This window comes from Sphingobacterium micropteri (assembly GCF_014692515.1).
Taxonomy (GTDB): domain Bacteria; phylum Bacteroidota; class Bacteroidia; order Sphingobacteriales; family Sphingobacteriaceae; genus Sphingobacterium; species Sphingobacterium micropteri.
This window is the reverse complement of the sequence record NZ_JACOIK010000001.1, coordinates 309,899-326,289: the sequence shown is the minus strand read 5'-3', so window position 1 is coordinate 326,289 and position 16,391 is coordinate 309,899. Positions and strand designations below refer to the sequence as shown.

Genomic DNA, 16,391 nt, shown 5'->3' with positions numbered 1-16,391 from the left:
GAAATTTGCAGTATTAATTATTTAAATGATACAAGAATGAATATATTTATCATCAATGGTGGACAACATTTTGCACATTCCGGCGGAAGCTTTAATAGTACACTTACCGGTTGGACCAGTGATTTTTTGAAAGAAAATGATTTTAACATACGCATTACTGATATCAATGACGACCTTGATGCCGCATTAGAAGCGGAAAACTTCAAATGGGCAGAGATTATTATATATCATACGCCTATTTGGTGGTTCCAGGTGCCTAACCGGTTGAAAAAATATATTGACGAAGTATTTACCGCAGGGCATCAAAACGGCATCTATGCCAATGATGGAAGAAGCCGAAAGAATCCTGCCATCAATTACGGAACAGGAGGATTGATGCACGGCAAGAGATATATGGTGACGACGAGCTGGAATGCCCCTGAAACAGCTTTCACGCTTCCCGGGGAGTTCTTTGATCAAACAACGGTTGATGAGGGCGTGTTGTTCGGCTTCCATAAAATGAACCAATTTACGGGCATGATTCGCATTCCGGGGTTTCATTTTCATGATTTGGAAAAAAATGCGACGTTAGAAAGAGTAGCGGGATATCACGAAGAATACATTCGTCACCTACAATCTATTTTCACTCCCCAAACTTAATCTAATTCTGCCGATCTTGCCCAGATATTCAGTCCGCCATCCGTGGCAAAACGGTCTATTTCGGTAAGTTCGGCTTCGGTAAAATCAAGATTATGTATCGCGCCTACGCAATCGATAACCTGCTCTGGTCTGCTGGCTCCGATAAGGGCTGATGTAATCCGCCCTTGTTTGAGAACCCAAGCAATAGCCATTTGTGCAAGCGTTTGGCCACGACCTTCAGCAATGGCGTTCAATGCTCTTATCTTTTCCAAATTTTCATTGCTCAGAAAATTCGGGTTTAGTGACTTATGTTGGCTAGCACGGCTGTCTTCGGGTATATCCTTTAGGTATTTCGTTGTGAGCATGCCTTGGGCAAGTGGAGAAAAGACAATAGAGCCTACACCGAGCTCATCAAGCGTATCGATCAGACCGTCATCTTCAATCCAACGGTTAAGCATAGAATAACTCGGCTGGTGTATAAGACATGGCGTTCCAAGATCGTTAAGTATAGCAACCGCTTCCTTTGTTCGTTTGCTATTGTAAGAAGAAAGGCCTACATATAATGCCTTCCCAGATCGTACGATCTGATCCAATGCTTGCATGGTTTCTTCCAGCGGCGTATTGGGGTCAAAACGGTGGGAATAGAAAATGTCAACATATTCAAGCCCCATTCGTTTAAGACTTTGATCACAGCTTGCTATCAGATATTTTTTGCTCCCCCATTCGCCATATGGTCCCGGCCACATATCGTAACCAGCCTTTGTTGAAATAATAAGCTCATCCCGCAGGCCTGCAAAGTCTTCTTTTAATATTCTGCCGAAAGCCAGTTCCGCCGTTCCGGGAGGTGGGCCGTAGTTATTTGCAAGGTCAAAATGAGTAATCCCCAGATCAAATGCCGTCCGGCAAATCTGCTGTTTGATATGGTGGGGTTTGTCGTCGCCGAAATTATGCCATAGACCCAACGATAACGCGGGTAATTTTAAACCGCTGTTTCCGCATTTGTTATATACCATTTGCTGGTACCTATCTGGATTTGGCGTATAATGCATATCTTTCATTCAATTTTTGTCTATTCGTTATAGTACGCTAATATACTATAATAGTCAGCAGTTTTATACTAAAAAAGTAGCCCAATCTGAATTGGCCTCATAATCCAATACAGGATCTGCATCGTTTTTCGAATGCAGTTGTCCGTGGAACATCGCTAAATCTTTAAGAATATACTGCCTTGTAATTTCAACCAGTTGCGTATTAAATCCATCCAGCGTTAAAACAAACTGGAAACTAATTACACGGGCAATCATACTACCAAGCGTTACCAAATCACGCTGTTTTACGGCGCCATCAAGATTAAAGTCTAAATAAGACCGAAAGAAGTCTGCACTTAAATTCGTACGGTTGTAGGTCGTCAGGAACTGTAATAAGTTATTCTCTTTTACTTTACGCATCAATTTAAGTATGCCCTCTGCAATCTGCGCATACAACATCTCATTGGAGCCTTCGAAAATCTGAAATGGCCGGCTATCGACGATAGCTCTACCCGCTACATGGTCTAGGCGGAATCCGTTTGCACCGGCCAGTTGTAAACTAATCTGTGCCGATTCTTGCATCAGGTCGGTTACCAAAGCCTTTAATGTATTGGCTTCAATACTGAGGGCTGCAAGATTGTGCTCAATACCGCTTTGTCCCATACTAAATGCACACATGCCGGAACAGATAGTATAAGCTGCCTGAATTCTTGCCAGCTGGTATTTTACGGAATCAAGATTTGATAACGGAACACCACCGACCATTCTTGTCTGACAGTGTTGCAACGATTCGTCTAATAACCTTTTAATAAATCCCATACCCATACCCGGGAATTGTAACCTACTGCGGTGGAGCATATCTAACATCAATTTGATCCCGGTACTTTCTGCCAGTAGCTTCTGTTCCTCGGGCACCACCAAATCGACCTCATTAATACCATAGGGAATTGCATATAATCCAAGGTTATTATAGCGGTGTACCATCGGAATATGTTGTTCAGGTACACTATTATCCGTAACAAAGAAATCGATATCTCTGGCTAAATCACCATTTGGGTTAAATTTGCGAGCAGTTACTAACCAAAAGTCTGCTGCACCGCTCAAGCCTTGCCAATGTTTTTGTCCCTTAATATGGTAGCCATTCTCTACTTGTTGGTAAGCTGTTTTCATGTTCAACGCATCACTTCCATAAGCCTTTTCCGTGATCATCAACCCACCCATAGCCTTGTTTTCGATAAACTGCTTAAACACGCGTTCCTGAACGGAATAATCACCATATTTTGCCAATGGTTCTAAGAACAAGGCAATATTAATCCCAAACATCAAGGAAAGCGCTAGTGATTCATAAGACGCCGCCGAAAGAACATGCAGACATTCTTTAACAGAAACACCCCTCCCGCCATAAAGTGTCGGAACCGCAACTGCCAAAGGCTTTTTGTCCATAATCTTCGACAGAAAGTCGGCCGGAAGGTCCCGATGCAGACTCATTGCATTATAATCAAATTCTTCACGAAACAAATGCTTTAGGTGCTTTCTGAAATCGGTGATATACGTATTAAAGTCAATTTGTTCTCTTACTGCGTTCATGTCAATCCTATTTTTCTTAAATGTTTGTTGCTATCCGTTTATAAAAGGCCGAAGCAACTTCTGAAACAAAATTAAGTAGTTAGGAAGAAAAAAAACATGAGGACTTGGACAATATATAGGACAAAACGTGCATGCAGCTTTTTAAATCACTTGACATTTTTCCGATAGTCGGAAGGCGACATACCTACAATCCTTTTAAAAAGGCGTGCAAAATAGGAAGGGTCAGCGAAATCTAACTCATAAGCTATGGATGCTACGCTTTTACTGGTCTCCAATAATAATAGTTGACTATAAATAATCGTAACCTCCAAGATGAGTTCCTTTGAGGATTTTTTAAATACAGAAGAGACACATCGATTGAGGTAATTGATCGATACAGCCAATCGATCTGCATAAAAATCAACCGTTTTATGTTTATTAAAATGCAGATGCACCAATTGTTTGAAAGCAATGGCAATTTCTTGCCGACGTGCTAACGATCTATTTGCCTCAGACAATTTGATTACCTTCAAAATAACCGTCTTGAAAATACTTTCATACAGCTCTTTGTAAGGCAATTCATTATAGATTTCTTTATATAATAGATCAAGCAGTGTGTTGAGTTCCTGACTGTCGGACTTCGTTAGATTAAGTAAGGGGGAAATCGTAAAGATATTTAAGATTTCCTGCTCTCTGAACAAGGATGTCATGGCCTGTTCTTTAATCAAGACACAATAACCTTGTGCAGACTTATCAACCGAATGGATGGCGGATATATGTCCATAGTTACAAATTAACACGGCCGGAGCCTGAACCATGAAAGTTGTCGATTCAATTTGCTGCGTGAAATATCCCTCGGTGATATAAATCAACAGATTATAGCCAAAAAAAATCGGAGGAATAGGTATTTTTAGATAGGGCGCTATATCCTTTAATGAAAATATCTTAATCGGTGTTTGGATGTAGGTCAGGTGATCGACGCTGCCGTCCATGAACTTAGAAACAAACTCGTCTGCGTTTATTTGATTCTTTTCCATGCCCTTTCTGTTATATTTCCAGATTTCAATTTCTATATATTATTTCTAAGGTATCGCTGGAAATTATCTTGAAACTGCAATCCATTATCTAACCTATATTTACTTAATTTATTGTATAAAGTCAATCCCCAAAGCACCAATTCACTTAGAAAATAGATATCTTCCGGTTTGGTATCTGGTTGATACTGCCGTATCAATGCACGGATAGGCTCCACTTGATCCAATACTTGCTGATAATCTCTATCCGTTAATTCATCGGGTAATTCAATACCATCCGAATCCGAGAACCAGCGCACAATTTCATCGTAAGGATATTGTTCGTTTTCCTTTTCCAGTTTCTCTATTTTAGGGAATAAGATAGGAAAAAGGGTTTTTACAGCATTTTCGATTAATTGTATAGCTACCGACGCAGCTCCCTCCTGCTCGCCTTCGTATACCAACTCTACTTTTCCCGTTATCGCTGGCACGATCCCCATAAAATCGCTCAACCGCACCACTGTGGTCGCGTCTCCGTTTCGCAACATACGCAACTCAGCTGTACTCAGCAAGTTTTGGAATGCCGTAATGCTCATTCGCGCACTGACCCCACTTTTCGCATCGATATATTCGCTACTTCGAGCTTCGAAACTGATCTGCTCCACAATTTCTCGTGCCAGCTCTGGAACATAAATCTGTTCCTTTTGCCCGGCCTCCAAGTCTGCTTCCTGTGCCGTGATCGTTTTGGCCACCGCTACCGATGCTGGGTAATGCGTCAAAATCTGCGAACCTATCCTATCCTTCAACGGCGTCACAATACTTCCTCTATTGGTATAGTCCTCTGGATTAGCCGTAAACACAAATTGTACATCCAACGGCAAGCGCAACTTGAATCCCCGAATCTGTATATCACCCTCCTGCAAAATATTAAAGAGCGCCACCTGAATTCTGGCTTGCAGATCCGGCAGTTCGTTGATCACAAATATCGAACGGTTTGCCCGGGGAATCATTCCAAAATGGATCACACGATCGTCGGCGTAGCTCAGTCTCAAATTTGCTGCTTTAATAGGATCAACATCGCCAATAAGATCGGCTACCGTTACATCTGGTGTAGCCAATTTTTCTGCGAAACGCTCATTTCGGTGAAGCCAGCTGATGGGTGTATCATCGCCTTTCTCGCGCAGCAATTCTACAGCATAACGTGATATGGGATGATATGGGTCGTCATTGATCTCCGAGCCCTCCACAACAGGAATATATTCATCCAACAAATTGACCATCAATCTTGCCAGTCGTGTCTTTGCCTGACCCCGAAGCCCGAGCAAATTGATATTATGTTTGGAGAGAATAGCTCTTTCCAATTCTGGGATAACCGTATCCTCATATCCGTGTACCCCTTCAAAAACGGTTTCCCCCTTCCGTATTTTGGCAATTAGATTTTGACGTAGCTCTTCTTTGATCGTTTTGGGTGTATATCCTGTATTTTTCAGTTCTCCAAAAGTCTTTATCCTCGTATAATCCATATAATATCCTATTAAAAGCGCAAGTGAATGCGCACAAAATCATTATTCTATTGTTCTCCATCCGCTGTTTAGCGGATTCTCTTTTTGCGATTTTCTTCGTAATCTTCAAAAATCATTTCGCCTAAATCTCCCAATCCTGTATAGTAAGCTTTACCCCGGTTTGACGCCGTAAATTCATCGACAAACTCCTGTAGGTAGGGATCAGCCGTGATCATAAATGTCGTAATCGGTATGCCCAATTTTCGTGCTTGCGCTGCCACGCTATAGCATTTGCTAGTGATAAACGGATCCAGCCCCATAGGATTTTTATAGTACGTACCGTCCGGCATGTTCAAGCAGCTTGGTTTCCCATCCGTAATCATAAATATTTGCTTATTCGCATGGCGTTTCCGTCGGAGTATGTCCATGGCCAGCTGTACACCCGCAACGGTATTCGTATGAAACGGCCCCACTTGCAGATACGGTAGATCTTTGATCGCGATAGGCCAGGCATCATTGCCAAAGACAATAACATCCAACGAATCTTTAGGGTAACGTGTAAGGATGAGCTCCGACAAGGCCATAGCCACTTTTTTTGCCGGCGTAATCCGATCTTCCCCATATAGAATCATACTATGGCTGATATCAATCATCAGCACCGTGCTCATCTGTGATTTAAATTGTGTATCCTCTACGACCAGATCGTTTTCTGACAAGCTGAAATCCCCTATCCCGTGGTTTATCTGCGCATTTTTCAAACTCTCTGTCACCGATATTTTCTCCAGACTATCCCCATATTGATAATCTCTAAAATCTCCCGTGTTCTCATCACTACGTCCTTGGTAATTCGTTTTGTGATTCCCAGATTTACCTTTACGCATCTTGCCAAAAATTTGATCTAGGGCATTTTGTCGGAGTGCTTTTTCCATCTTCGACGTAATATCTACACTTCCGTCACTACCCAAACCAAGGCGTTCCACAATGTATCCCTTATTCTTCAAATCCGCTATAAAATCGTCTATGGTATATTCCGGGGTAGTGAGTTTGAACTCTTTGTCCAGTTCCCGCAGCCAATCAATGGCTTCGTCAAAATCACCGGAAGTATGGGTGATGAGTTCCTTGAAAATCTCAAATAACTTATCAAAAGGCGTCTGAAAGGGTTCTTCGTACTGCTTGAAAACAAATCCCTTATTTCTTTCCGCTTTCTTCATAAGTTAAATTTACGATATAATAACCTTTATCGCGTCTGAAAAAAGTAAGAATATTAAAAATAGCGCTTTTTCTTCTTTCCCCATTTTTTGTTATACCAGATTAAAAATCCGGTCAACGGAAGGCTGGCGCAAACCATAGAACATAGAAAAGCAAAAATTTTGCTCGTTAAGCCCATAAAAGAACCGACATGCAAATCATAATTCATGGCACGGATCTTATCAGCAGTGTTCAGGTCATCTGTGCCATAGGAATAGAGTAGTTTTGCTGTTTGCTTGTCATAGTACGACCACTCAAAATGATAGGTTCTGCTTTTTTGCATGCGAATCTGAAAATCGTAAGGTGCATCTTTCTTTTCGCGAACGCGCATGGATATCATATCCGCATCGGGATAACGTTGTAACACCTGGATAAACGCACTGTCCATGGTACGTTGATCAGAACTTTCATCTGGCGCCGACTTAGGGATTTCCCAGGATGTTCGATGCTGCCCACCACTAAAACCATACGTGAAAGCTTGGTCAAACCAAGAAAAAGAATAAACCAAGCCGGTCATGGCTAATACCAGTCCCGGAATCAACATATAAAATCCCCAAACATTATGCAGGTCGTAATTCAACCTTTTAAAAGAAGCTTTCCATTTGACTGTAAAAGATTTTTTCAAGTTTTTTCGGTTCCATTTTTTAGGCCACCAGAGCACGAGTCCACTCAAACAAAGTAAGAGAAAAATAAGGATCGAATAAGCGACTAGTGGCTGTCCGATTTTCTTTCCCAAGAGCAGGTTTCGATGCAGTTCGAGCATAATGCGAAAAAATTCTTTGTTTTGATCTTCGACATATACCACCGCAGCATTGTAGGGATTTACGTAGACCCTATACTTCGTTCCGGCACGGAACGTCCAAGTGCGCCCGGGTGCGGGCTGTATATCCGCCCGCACAATTTCGTGTATAGCGGGTACAGCAGATTGGGCTTGCTCCATTAATATCGATAGCGGCTGGTATGGTACGTCCGCCACTTGAACGTAAAGCCGATCACGGTAGGCTATCTCCCTTATCTCGTCAATGAATACATACAGACAACCTGTTATACTTACGATAAAAGTGATTAGGCCCGTTATTAGGCCTAACCACAAATGTAACCATGCATTCAGCTTCTTTAGAAAGCGCATTAATATGTATACGTAAAGTTAAGATTTGCGCGGGCACCGTTGCCCATTGTGTAGCGAATATTGTCTACGCTATATTGGCTATAGAACGGATAGTAAGCTTTATTAAAGATATTTTCTACGCCTAGTCCGATTCGCATGGCATTGTTCATCCGATAGGAACTGCTCAGGTTAAAAATATTAACCGACTTGACGGGACCCTGTCCGGTTCTATACTCGCCGTCTTCCTTTGGGTCAAAACGGTCGCGATTTCCGGTGTAAACCCAAAACAACTGAAGATCCAGCTTATCCGTAGCTTTATATCGAGCGTATGCAGTAGCTTTTGGCGGTGCAATACGGGCGAATCCCAAATATTCTTTCGTACCGTCTTCTTTTTCTGCCTTACCCTCGACATACGCGTAAGTCGCACCTATCCCAAAAACTTTCAATAACTGCGCATCAAGTGTCAACTCATAGCCGTGTACCCGCTCGGGATTACGCTGAGGCAACATTGTACCGCTTTCATTTGCGACTAAGTTAGCCCCCAGCTTAGAGGTACTGATGTAATAGGCCGCCGTTAAGTTGAAGATCGAAAAACGGCTGCTAAAACCAGCTTCATAATTATTGGTGATAATAGGGTCGGTTTGGAGCATTATCATATCTTCAACTTCAGCAGATCGTAGTATACGTCCCAATTCGTTAAGACCAAAGGCTTGGGAAAAACTTACAAACGGATTAAAATATTCGTATTTATTATAGCGTAAACCTGCATTAAACATCGCACTTTTATAATTGATCTGCCCCCCTTTGACAGCTACTACGCCACCACCATCTGCATCTTTAGGAAGTGTTTGGTAATCTTTCACATCTACCCGCGCATTCTCATAACGGATACCTCCTTTGAATATCAGGTGATCAAGCATATCAATTTTAAGCTGGGCATATGGCGCTATATTAGTCATGTCCATATGGGGTATGTACACTCTTCCATCCAATAGCGGCTGATAAGTGTCATCCCCCAAGAGATCCATCCCGTACGCGACAGTTCCCTTTATACGTCCACTGCCAAAAGGCGTGAGTAAGTTCAGACGAAGACCTTTCTTTTTGGAGCTGATTTGTGTCTGACCAGGACCGTACCATCCATTTGATCTGGCAACATAACGGTTGGTCGATAGAAATCGATGGAAATAACCCGTGAGATCCAGCTCACTCCCGAAAGGGAGATTACGAAGTTTATAGGTGGCAAAAACGTTATGGTTTTGCGGTGTTCCTGCTGGATCTCCCGGATCTTCGCCTTTTACCCCAATTGCCGGATGTTCACCATAAACACCGGGTTCTACAATGTAATCACTGTTTTGCAGACTTCTGAAAAAACTATAAGCAACGGTAAGATCGCTGTGGTTATTAAATTGGTAAGTAGCCTTTGCGAAGGTATTCAGCGCGTACGATTGTCCCAGACCGTCTTCCTGCCCTAGTATATTCCCCTCAGCGTCTTTCAACAAACCAGTATAATTATAGGTAGCGCTCGCCACATAAGAGAATCTATCAATCGTACCACTGAAAGACTGGGACAGTCTATATCCAATGGAATTATCTAGCGAACCAGGATGGCCATTTAATCCTACGAATGTTTGTCCGGCAATACGTTTAGTCGCATCAGGCTTTCTAGTAATATAGTTTATGATACCTCCTCCCGAACCGTTTCCGTAAATAGACGTCGCTCCTTTGATAACTTCCACACGTTCGATAATGGCTGGATCGAGCGAACGGATATCCCGGTTTCCGTTCATGAGTGGAGTCGACTGCGGTATGCCATCTATCAATACCAATACGCTGCGCCCGCGCAGTGTCTGCCCGGAGTTTGTTGCTTTATTGGTTGAAGGGCCTAAGCCGGGTACGGTAAATGCCAGAATTTCACTGATTGAGGGGTTAATGCTGACCTGCTGTTCAATCTGTTCTTTACCTAATATCGTTACCGAAGACGGCACCTCATCGATACTCTCCGGCATGCGGCTGGCCGTCACTAAAACCTCTCTAATCTCTTCATTTTTCATGGAGTTAACAGCAATATCTTCTGTCACAAATCGAATAGAAATTTGATTGCCACGTGAGCGCCACGAGGCTGTGGCGGAAGGAACAATGTGATCTAAAATGCTATTTACAGTTTTGTTTTCGAAAGACAGACTTACTTTCCTTTGTGTTTCTATAGCGGCATTATTGTAGGAAAATGAACAGTTTGCCAATTTAGCGATACGGTCCAATGCCGTCTCTAACGTAATTTCAGATGCATGTATGGTAATGGTTCTTTCCAACGGATCTTGTTGCGCCAAAGATAATTTAGGCAAAATCAAGATGAGCAATAAATGGAGTAAGAAGAGACCTGTTTTTTGTGTACCCAAGTGATTTAGTGGTACCTTTTTCATATTTTTGTACATATTATATTGATAGTTTCTATGCTATTGATGTAATTTTCCAAGGGCCGAATGTCGGGTTTGCAGACAGGCATTCGGTCTTTTTTTATCTTTAAAGTATTCCTTAAGTCGTATCGTTCATTGTTGATTATCTTTTTAGTAAAAATGTATTTCTTTATCTTCTGCACTGTATTTTATTTTTAGAACATAACTTATATCTTCAAGGACTGTTTTTAGCGGTACGGCCACAAATTTTCCTGTAAAGCGTAACTCTTCGAACATTTGTTTATTAAATATGATTTTCACATCATATAGCCGTTCCAACACATGAGCGACCTCTTTCAAGGTACTATTCTTAAATATAAGAGCATCATCCCTCCATAGCGGCGATTTTGTTTCCACAGGTGAACCGTATCGTATCTCACGGTGCTCATCACGGGAAGCACTTTGGCCGGCTTTAACCACCAACTGCTTTTCACTGGACGCCGATTTAAAGCGCACCGCCCCACGCACAACTTCTAACCGCTGTTGCTCCCCCGGATAAGCAGTAAGATTAAATGCAGTGCCTAACACTTCGACCACCGTGCCATCCGTAACGATACGAAAAGGACGTAGGGTATCACGGGCGACCTCAAAAAAAGCCTCTCCACTCAATTTCACCATCCTTTCTTTCTGGTTAAACTGCTCCGGATAGTCTAACTTGCTCCCGGCATTGAGGTAGACAACAGTGCCGTCAGGGAGTATTAATTCTCCCTTATTCGCATAGGGGACAATCACTGTTTTTTGGTTGGCAACACCGTGCCAATTATTCCAAATTACAAGAAGCACACATAGCATGAGCGAAGCTGCCGCTCCCATGGAATAAACCAGCCATTTACGTGGTTTACGTTTCCTGGGAGCAACACCTAGATCGTATGGAGTTTCCGTCGAGCTATCCAACTGGTTTGCATATAGTCGCTGCCATAGTTCCTCACCGATGCGAAGTTCTTGATCAGTAGGTTCAGTTAGCGCATCTTCGGAAATATCGTCGGCGTCGAGCCATTTTCGTACCGCTTCTTCCTCGTCTGGACTACAGTGCCCCCGATGAAATTTTTGTAATAGAGCCGGTGTTACTTTCATCCTGTGCTTATCATCCTTTTAATAAGGTATTCGTTTCAGGATCACAGATGGGGGGATAAAAAATTAAAAAAGTATGGGATCGTTATAATTTCGTTGCAAATTTTCCCGAATATAGTGCCGTGCTCGCGCCAAGTGTTCTTTAACGGTATGAGGCGATATCCCCATGCGCAATGCCACTGCTTTATAAGTCATCCCTTCCTCAATATTAAGACGATACACCTCTCGACAACGTTCTGGTAATTGGCTGACCAATATGGAGACTTGTGTTGATAATTCATTGAACTGACAGGTGTCTTCGGTCGTATTGGCCGATTGTTCTGCCGTCTTCAGAAGGATAGGTTGTGCCTGCCTCTGTATAGCAAGATGACGGTGGTGATCAAAGATTTTAAGTTTGACTGCGCGCGTCAGAAAATTTGATATGGTGCAATGATCTATTTGGAGGGCAGACCGTCTACTCCAAAGGCTTTCAAAAATCTGTTGAACAATTTCTTCGGCAACTGCCTGATCTTTCGTATGAGAAAGCGCATAACGGAATAACCGGAGCCAATGGGCATCGTATAATGCCTTAAAAGTAGATTCATTCAGTATATTGCTTTTGTCGCAGTCTATGTTGTTCGTATTCTCCATAACATAAATCGACGACAAACCTACATTTTATTTAGAACTAATCCAAATAATAAACATCTACCAATATGATCTTTTTAAAATTAAATAAACTTCATCTCGGTAGCTTTATGAATCAACGATACCGAATTGCTCACACGAAACTTCTGCAAGAGATTCCGTCGGTGACTTTCGACCGTCAGCGGACTGATAAACATGAGTTCGCCAATCTTTGGTGTGGTATATCCTTTGGCCATCAAAGCAAGTACTTCCCGTTCTCTTTCTGTGATTTTAGGTACAGTATCCCGTTTATCAGACAATACATCGTTCATCTCTTTGCTCAACACCTGCTCTCCTTCATATACGGCTTGTATAGCTTCTATCAGTTCTTCTGCAGATACATTCTTAAGAAGGTAGCCGGCCGCGCCAGCTTGCATCATGCGCGAAGCGATACTTCCTTCGTTTAGATTGCTAATGGCGATTATCCGTGTGTCGGGGTATGACTTTCGTATAATTTCAGTCGCGTCGATCCCATTCATATCGGGCATATTAATATCCATCAGCACGACATCTATCTGCTCGGTCTCCAAAAAGTCCAACGCATCCTTCGCGCGGGTAAACGTTTTTTTGAGTAAGATATTGGCATTCCGATTTAAAATAAACTCAAACCCATTTAATACCAACGGATGGTCGTCAATAATGATGACGGAGATAACATTATCCATATATATCAAGTTGAATATGAAACGATGCTCCCCGACCTAATGTTGCATCGATATCAAACTGCCCATTTAATATTTCTACACGGTTGCGGATATTAGAAATTCCTATTCCTTCTTTTTCAAATAGATCATTCTTGGCATCAAATCCGCGGCCGTTGTCCTCCACAGAAATGAAAAACTTCCCATCTTCTTCACTACATTGCACCCAAACCTGCGAAGCTCCGCTGTGTTTTACGGCATTGGTTAATAGTTCCTGCACAATACGATACACCGCGATTTGAAAAGGTTGAGGATAATTGTCATTCAAGTTTGACGTCTGGAAATCTACCTTTAGTTCAGTATTGCTCATGGCATTACATAGATCCTTCAAAGCCGCTTCCAGCCCCATGTACAATAAAGACTCGGGCATCATATTACGTGCTACCCGACGCAGTTCATTGACCGAATGGTCTAATTGATTGATAATGGTATATAATTCCATATGGGATTCCTTATTAATCTCTTGTTTATCAACATTGGTGGCAACTGCGGATAATTTCAATTTAACACTTGCCAACATTCCACCCAAGCCATCGTGCAGATCTCTAGCTATTCGACTACGTTCGCGTTCCTGTCCTTGCAGCATAGCATGATACAAATTCAGTTTTTCTTGCTGTCGATGATTTTTAAGTTCTTCCTGAAACAGCATTTCTTTGTGTGCCGCTAATTTCTTTTTGTTCTTCAAGGCATTATACCAACTATAACTAACTGCGGCCAATATAATACTGGTTAACAACAGAACGCCGGCCAGCATCCGGGTATTTTGCAGGGAAAGCTGCTGTTTTTGATTTTCTGTTTTTATCTGGAGAAACGCTTTCTCCTTTTCTGCTGTCTCGTATTTTTTTTCTAATTCCTCTATGTGGGCTTGATTTTGATCAGAAAAAAGGGTATCTGATACATTTTTATATGCTTCGTACCATTTCACAGCCTCTTGGTATTGGTTTAATTTCGCTACGGTATTAGCGAGATTGTAATATACCATCTGCTTGTTTCGCAAAGAAGATTGCTGCTGTACATAAGGCAATACTTCTAATAATTTTTCCCTTGCTGCGGCATATTGGTTGTTCATCTGATAGGCCGTAAATTGATCAAAAAGTAGGGTGGCTACCATATCCTCATTGTTCCGCGTCTTTGCTGCGGAGAGGCCATTTTCAAAATGTGCATCTGCTTTTTTATAATTTTTGACTGCCGCCCAATGACTTCCCGAAACAGCATGATACATAGGAATATAGGATGAATTCGGAATCTGAACAGCCAAAACCGCTGCACTGTCTATAAATTCACCCGACTTACGATAATTTTTGTGCAGCAAAGCATTGCGTGCTGCATTGATAAATAGTGTAAAACGCTCCTCTAAGGCCTCATTCTTCCCTTTAAGTAACTGCAGCGCTTTGTTATAATACTCATCTGCTTTCTCATAATCGCCTAAATTCATTAAATTCATGGCGACATTCTGATAATTATTCCCTAATAAGGATGAATCTCCGATACTCTTGGCTAAGGGAATGACTTTTTCTATTAGAATTTCTACATATTCGTGTGCTTTACCTTCACGTTGCGATAAAGCACCATAGCTCCCCCATAACCTTGCACGGTAACGTGACGCCTCCAGACGTTTTTCTGCACCAACATCTTTCAAACTGCTTTCTGCCTCCATGTATTTTTGTTTGGCTTTGGCAGGATCGGTCTCAAAATAGACTGCGGCACGGTAAAAGCTTTTCAATCCCCGATAATACGTGGAATTACCGATTCCTCCTAACACATTCTCCGCTTCGCGTATATACGAAAACGCCTTCGTTGTATCGTAGTCTGACCAAAAAAAACTCAGATCGAATAAAGCCTGTGCCTTTGTTTCGTGGTCTTGTATTTGCTGAAGTTGCCGGTACACACTATCGTTGTAGTATTTTAGTTCATCTTTCGACTGACTAAATCCAGATGTTATTATAAACAACCAATACAAAATAAGCAATCCGAGTTTCTGCGTCATGTGAAATGTAATCACTGATTATTTTTGAAATTACGGATAAATACCCAAACTAACAATCGGGAACCATACCCATAGTCATACCGTTAGGATCCCATATGGGAACCATGCGCATCTGACAGCCAGGTCCATCGTCGTCATTTTCCGTGATCTTACGACTGGTATCAAAATTAAGTTCTAACCTTGTTCCCTCGGGAAAGCTCTCGGTTTCCTCTTTGAATATGGCCACCATTTCCATTTGCCCACTTTCCTTCTCCAATTTCCCTTCAAACACCATATCTTGTGTTTCGGAAGTGAATTTTCCATTTATAATCTGATCAACAACCCTAAAATAGATACCGGAACTTTCTTTTCCCATATGGAAGGATTTGCTATTGAATTCTCCGCGTATCTTGATATTGATCTCACCCAAGTCGTCGATATCCGACAGAAAAACGATAGAAACAGAATCACTTGTTGCTTCGATAAGGGCAATACTCCCGTCTCCGGAGAGATCAAGTGCATTGCCTTCATCCAACGAAATACGTCCTTGAACCGTTCCTTTATAGGGTATGCCACCATAGAGGCTATTAAAATCTTCGTTTTCCCGAGCTGGATTATCTTCTTTGGTACATCCTAAAAGTAGAATAGATACCATAAACAACATTATTTTTTTCATCTTTTCTAAACCTTTAAATCTCTACTTCAAAGTTACTATGGAATTCGAACGCATTCAATCCACGAAAACAAGGGTTTTTAAATTGCGGCACTACTATTGTAAAGTATTATAAAACAAAATCTATATATTGATGAAATATCTCTTAATATTTGCTATCGCGTTAGCTTCATGCACGGGTAGCGGAAATAGCAACAACGAGGAGTCAGAATGGATTGATGACGATACCGTCAATGCAACGGTACACAACGGAACGGTGCAAAAATCCTACTGTTTTATCCGAACCGAAGGTGCTGACCAACAGGATACAACCACCGTAAAGCTAATTATAAATGCTGATAAGGTCGAAGGCGAGATGAATTGGATACCAAAAGAAAAAGACCGCCGCAAAGGCGTGTTAGTAGGGACTATTACCGGAGATGAGATCACGGCGGTATGGCGTTATATGCAAGAAGGGATGAATGATTCTATGGCGGTAGCGTTCAAGTTCGCACCCGATCAATTGGCTCAAAAACCACTAAAGGTTAATACCAGTACCGGTGTACAGGAAACTGACGAGCGTGCAGATTATACGTTGCTGTACACACCCTTGGGTTGCGACGATTAACAATTAACCATTTTACCTTGCGGAAAATCCTATTTTTCCATTATACATCTTTAGCCCACATCGGGCTATTTTTTTTCCTACAAAAAAATAGTATAAAAAAGTTCTTTATTAAAACTAATAATGTATATTTACGTTCTAATAACTGGAATTAAAGTATTAAAATATACTAAT

Annotated in this window: 14 protein-coding genes; 2 read left to right on the top strand and 12 right to left on the bottom strand. The window is 41.8% G+C overall.

Features of this window, described 5'->3' with window-relative positions:
• The first annotated feature begins 36 nt into the window (after positions 1-36).
• The gene (locus H8B06_RS01350; protein ID WP_190992474.1) at positions 37-639 is read left to right on the top strand and encodes an NAD(P)H-dependent oxidoreductase; all 603 of its coding nucleotides are present in this window, start codon (positions 37-39) and stop codon (positions 637-639) included.
• Here the strand turns inward: H8B06_RS01350 and mgrA are convergent.
• From mgrA to H8B06_RS01290, 12 genes are all read right to left on the bottom strand, one after another.
• Positions 636-1,667 carry an L-glyceraldehyde 3-phosphate reductase gene (gene mgrA, locus H8B06_RS01345; protein WP_190992713.1) on the bottom strand — a complete coding sequence of 344 codons (1,032 nt, stop codon included), beginning with the start codon at positions 1,665-1,667 and terminating at the stop codon, positions 636-638. The genes H8B06_RS01350 and mgrA overlap by 4 nt on opposite strands.
• 63 nt (positions 1,668-1,730) lie before the next feature.
• Positions 1,731-3,233: an acyl-CoA dehydrogenase family protein gene (locus H8B06_RS01340; protein ID WP_190992473.1), complete on the bottom strand. Its 1,503-nt coding sequence runs from the start codon at positions 3,231-3,233 to the stop codon at positions 1,731-1,733.
• Between the two features lie 146 nt (positions 3,234-3,379).
• Complete coding sequence (locus H8B06_RS01335; RefSeq protein WP_190992472.1) at positions 3,380-4,249, bottom strand: helix-turn-helix domain-containing protein; 870 nt, start codon at positions 4,247-4,249, stop codon at positions 3,380-3,382.
• A gap of 32 nt (positions 4,250-4,281) precedes the next feature.
• A complete protein-coding gene (locus H8B06_RS01330; RefSeq protein WP_190992471.1) occupies positions 4,282-5,748 on the bottom strand; it encodes a sigma 54-interacting transcriptional regulator in 1,467 nt (488 codons plus the stop codon).
• Between the two features lie 68 nt (positions 5,749-5,816).
• Positions 5,817-6,938: a vWA domain-containing protein gene (locus tag H8B06_RS01325; protein WP_190992470.1), complete on the bottom strand. Its 1,122-nt coding sequence runs from the start codon at positions 6,936-6,938 to the stop codon at positions 5,817-5,819.
• A gap of 53 nt (positions 6,939-6,991) precedes the next feature.
• Positions 6,992-8,104: a PepSY-associated TM helix domain-containing protein gene (locus tag H8B06_RS01320; protein WP_190992469.1), complete on the bottom strand. Its 1,113-nt coding sequence runs from the start codon at positions 8,102-8,104 to the stop codon at positions 6,992-6,994.
• A complete protein-coding gene (locus H8B06_RS01315; RefSeq protein WP_190992468.1) occupies positions 8,104-10,503 on the bottom strand; it encodes a TonB-dependent receptor in 2,400 nt (799 codons plus the stop codon). The genes H8B06_RS01320 and H8B06_RS01315 overlap by 1 nt, the downstream gene beginning before the upstream one ends.
• A 144-nt stretch (positions 10,504-10,647) precedes the next feature.
• Positions 10,648-11,610, bottom strand: coding sequence for a FecR family protein (locus tag H8B06_RS01310; protein WP_190992467.1), 963 nt, complete (start codon positions 11,608-11,610; stop codon positions 10,648-10,650).
• Between the two features lie 63 nt (positions 11,611-11,673).
• Positions 11,674-12,237, bottom strand: a complete 564-nt coding sequence (locus H8B06_RS01305; RefSeq protein WP_190992466.1) for an RNA polymerase sigma-70 factor — start codon at positions 12,235-12,237, stop codon at positions 11,674-11,676.
• Positions 12,238-12,317: 80 nt separating this feature from the next.
• Complete coding sequence (locus H8B06_RS01300) at positions 12,318-12,938, bottom strand: response regulator transcription factor (RefSeq protein ID WP_190992465.1); 621 nt, start codon at positions 12,936-12,938, stop codon at positions 12,318-12,320.
• Positions 12,931-14,961 carry a tetratricopeptide repeat-containing sensor histidine kinase gene (locus tag H8B06_RS01295; RefSeq protein WP_190992464.1) on the bottom strand — a complete coding sequence of 677 codons (2,031 nt, stop codon included), beginning with the start codon at positions 14,959-14,961 and terminating at the stop codon, positions 12,931-12,933. The genes H8B06_RS01300 and H8B06_RS01295 overlap by 8 nt, the downstream gene beginning before the upstream one ends.
• Positions 14,962-15,010: 49 nt before the next feature.
• Entirely contained in the window at positions 15,011-15,616 is a 606-nt protein-coding gene (locus H8B06_RS01290) for a hypothetical protein (protein WP_190992463.1), read from the bottom strand.
• 130 nt (positions 15,617-15,746) lie between these two features.
• Here H8B06_RS01290 and H8B06_RS01285 point away from each other — a divergent pair, with 130 nt between their 5' ends.
• Positions 15,747-16,220, top strand: coding sequence for a hypothetical protein (locus H8B06_RS01285; RefSeq protein WP_190992462.1), 474 nt, complete (start codon positions 15,747-15,749; stop codon positions 16,218-16,220).
• Positions 16,221-16,391 lie beyond the last annotated feature (171 nt).

Excerpts from the sequence above, each read along its gene's own strand:
- H8B06_RS01350 (WP_190992474.1), top strand. The coding sequence starts at position 37 with ATGAATATATTTATCATCAATGGTGGACAACATTTTGCACATTCCGGC.
- mgrA (WP_190992713.1), bottom strand. The coding sequence starts at position 1,667 with ATGCATTATACGCCAAATCCAGATAGGTACCAGCAAATGGTATATAAC.
- H8B06_RS01340 (WP_190992473.1), bottom strand. The coding sequence starts at position 3,233 with ATGAACGCAGTAAGAGAACAAATTGACTTTAATACGTATATCACCGAT.
- H8B06_RS01335 (WP_190992472.1), bottom strand. The coding sequence starts at position 4,249 with ATGGAAAAGAATCAAATAAACGCAGACGAGTTTGTTTCTAAGTTCATG.
- H8B06_RS01330 (WP_190992471.1), bottom strand. The coding sequence starts at position 5,748 with ATGGATTATACGAGGATAAAGACTTTTGGAGAACTGAAAAATACAGGA.
- H8B06_RS01325 (WP_190992470.1), bottom strand. The coding sequence starts at position 6,938 with ATGAAGAAAGCGGAAAGAAATAAGGGATTTGTTTTCAAGCAGTACGAA.
- H8B06_RS01320 (WP_190992469.1), bottom strand. The coding sequence starts at position 8,104 with ATGCGCTTTCTAAAGAAGCTGAATGCATGGTTACATTTGTGGTTAGGC.
- H8B06_RS01315 (WP_190992468.1), bottom strand. The coding sequence starts at position 10,503 with ATGAAAAAGGTACCACTAAATCACTTGGGTACACAAAAAACAGGTCTC.
- H8B06_RS01310 (WP_190992467.1), bottom strand. The coding sequence starts at position 11,610 with ATGAAAGTAACACCGGCTCTATTACAAAAATTTCATCGGGGGCACTGT.
- H8B06_RS01305 (WP_190992466.1), bottom strand. The coding sequence starts at position 12,237 with ATGGAGAATACGAACAACATAGACTGCGACAAAAGCAATATACTGAAT.
- H8B06_RS01300 (WP_190992465.1), bottom strand. The coding sequence starts at position 12,938 with ATGGATAATGTTATCTCCGTCATCATTATTGACGACCATCCGTTGGTA.
- H8B06_RS01295 (WP_190992464.1), bottom strand. The coding sequence starts at position 14,961 with ATGACGCAGAAACTCGGATTGCTTATTTTGTATTGGTTGTTTATAATA.
- H8B06_RS01290 (WP_190992463.1), bottom strand. The coding sequence starts at position 15,616 with ATGAAAAAAATAATGTTGTTTATGGTATCTATTCTACTTTTAGGATGT.
- H8B06_RS01285 (WP_190992462.1), top strand. The coding sequence starts at position 15,747 with ATGAAATATCTCTTAATATTTGCTATCGCGTTAGCTTCATGCACGGGT.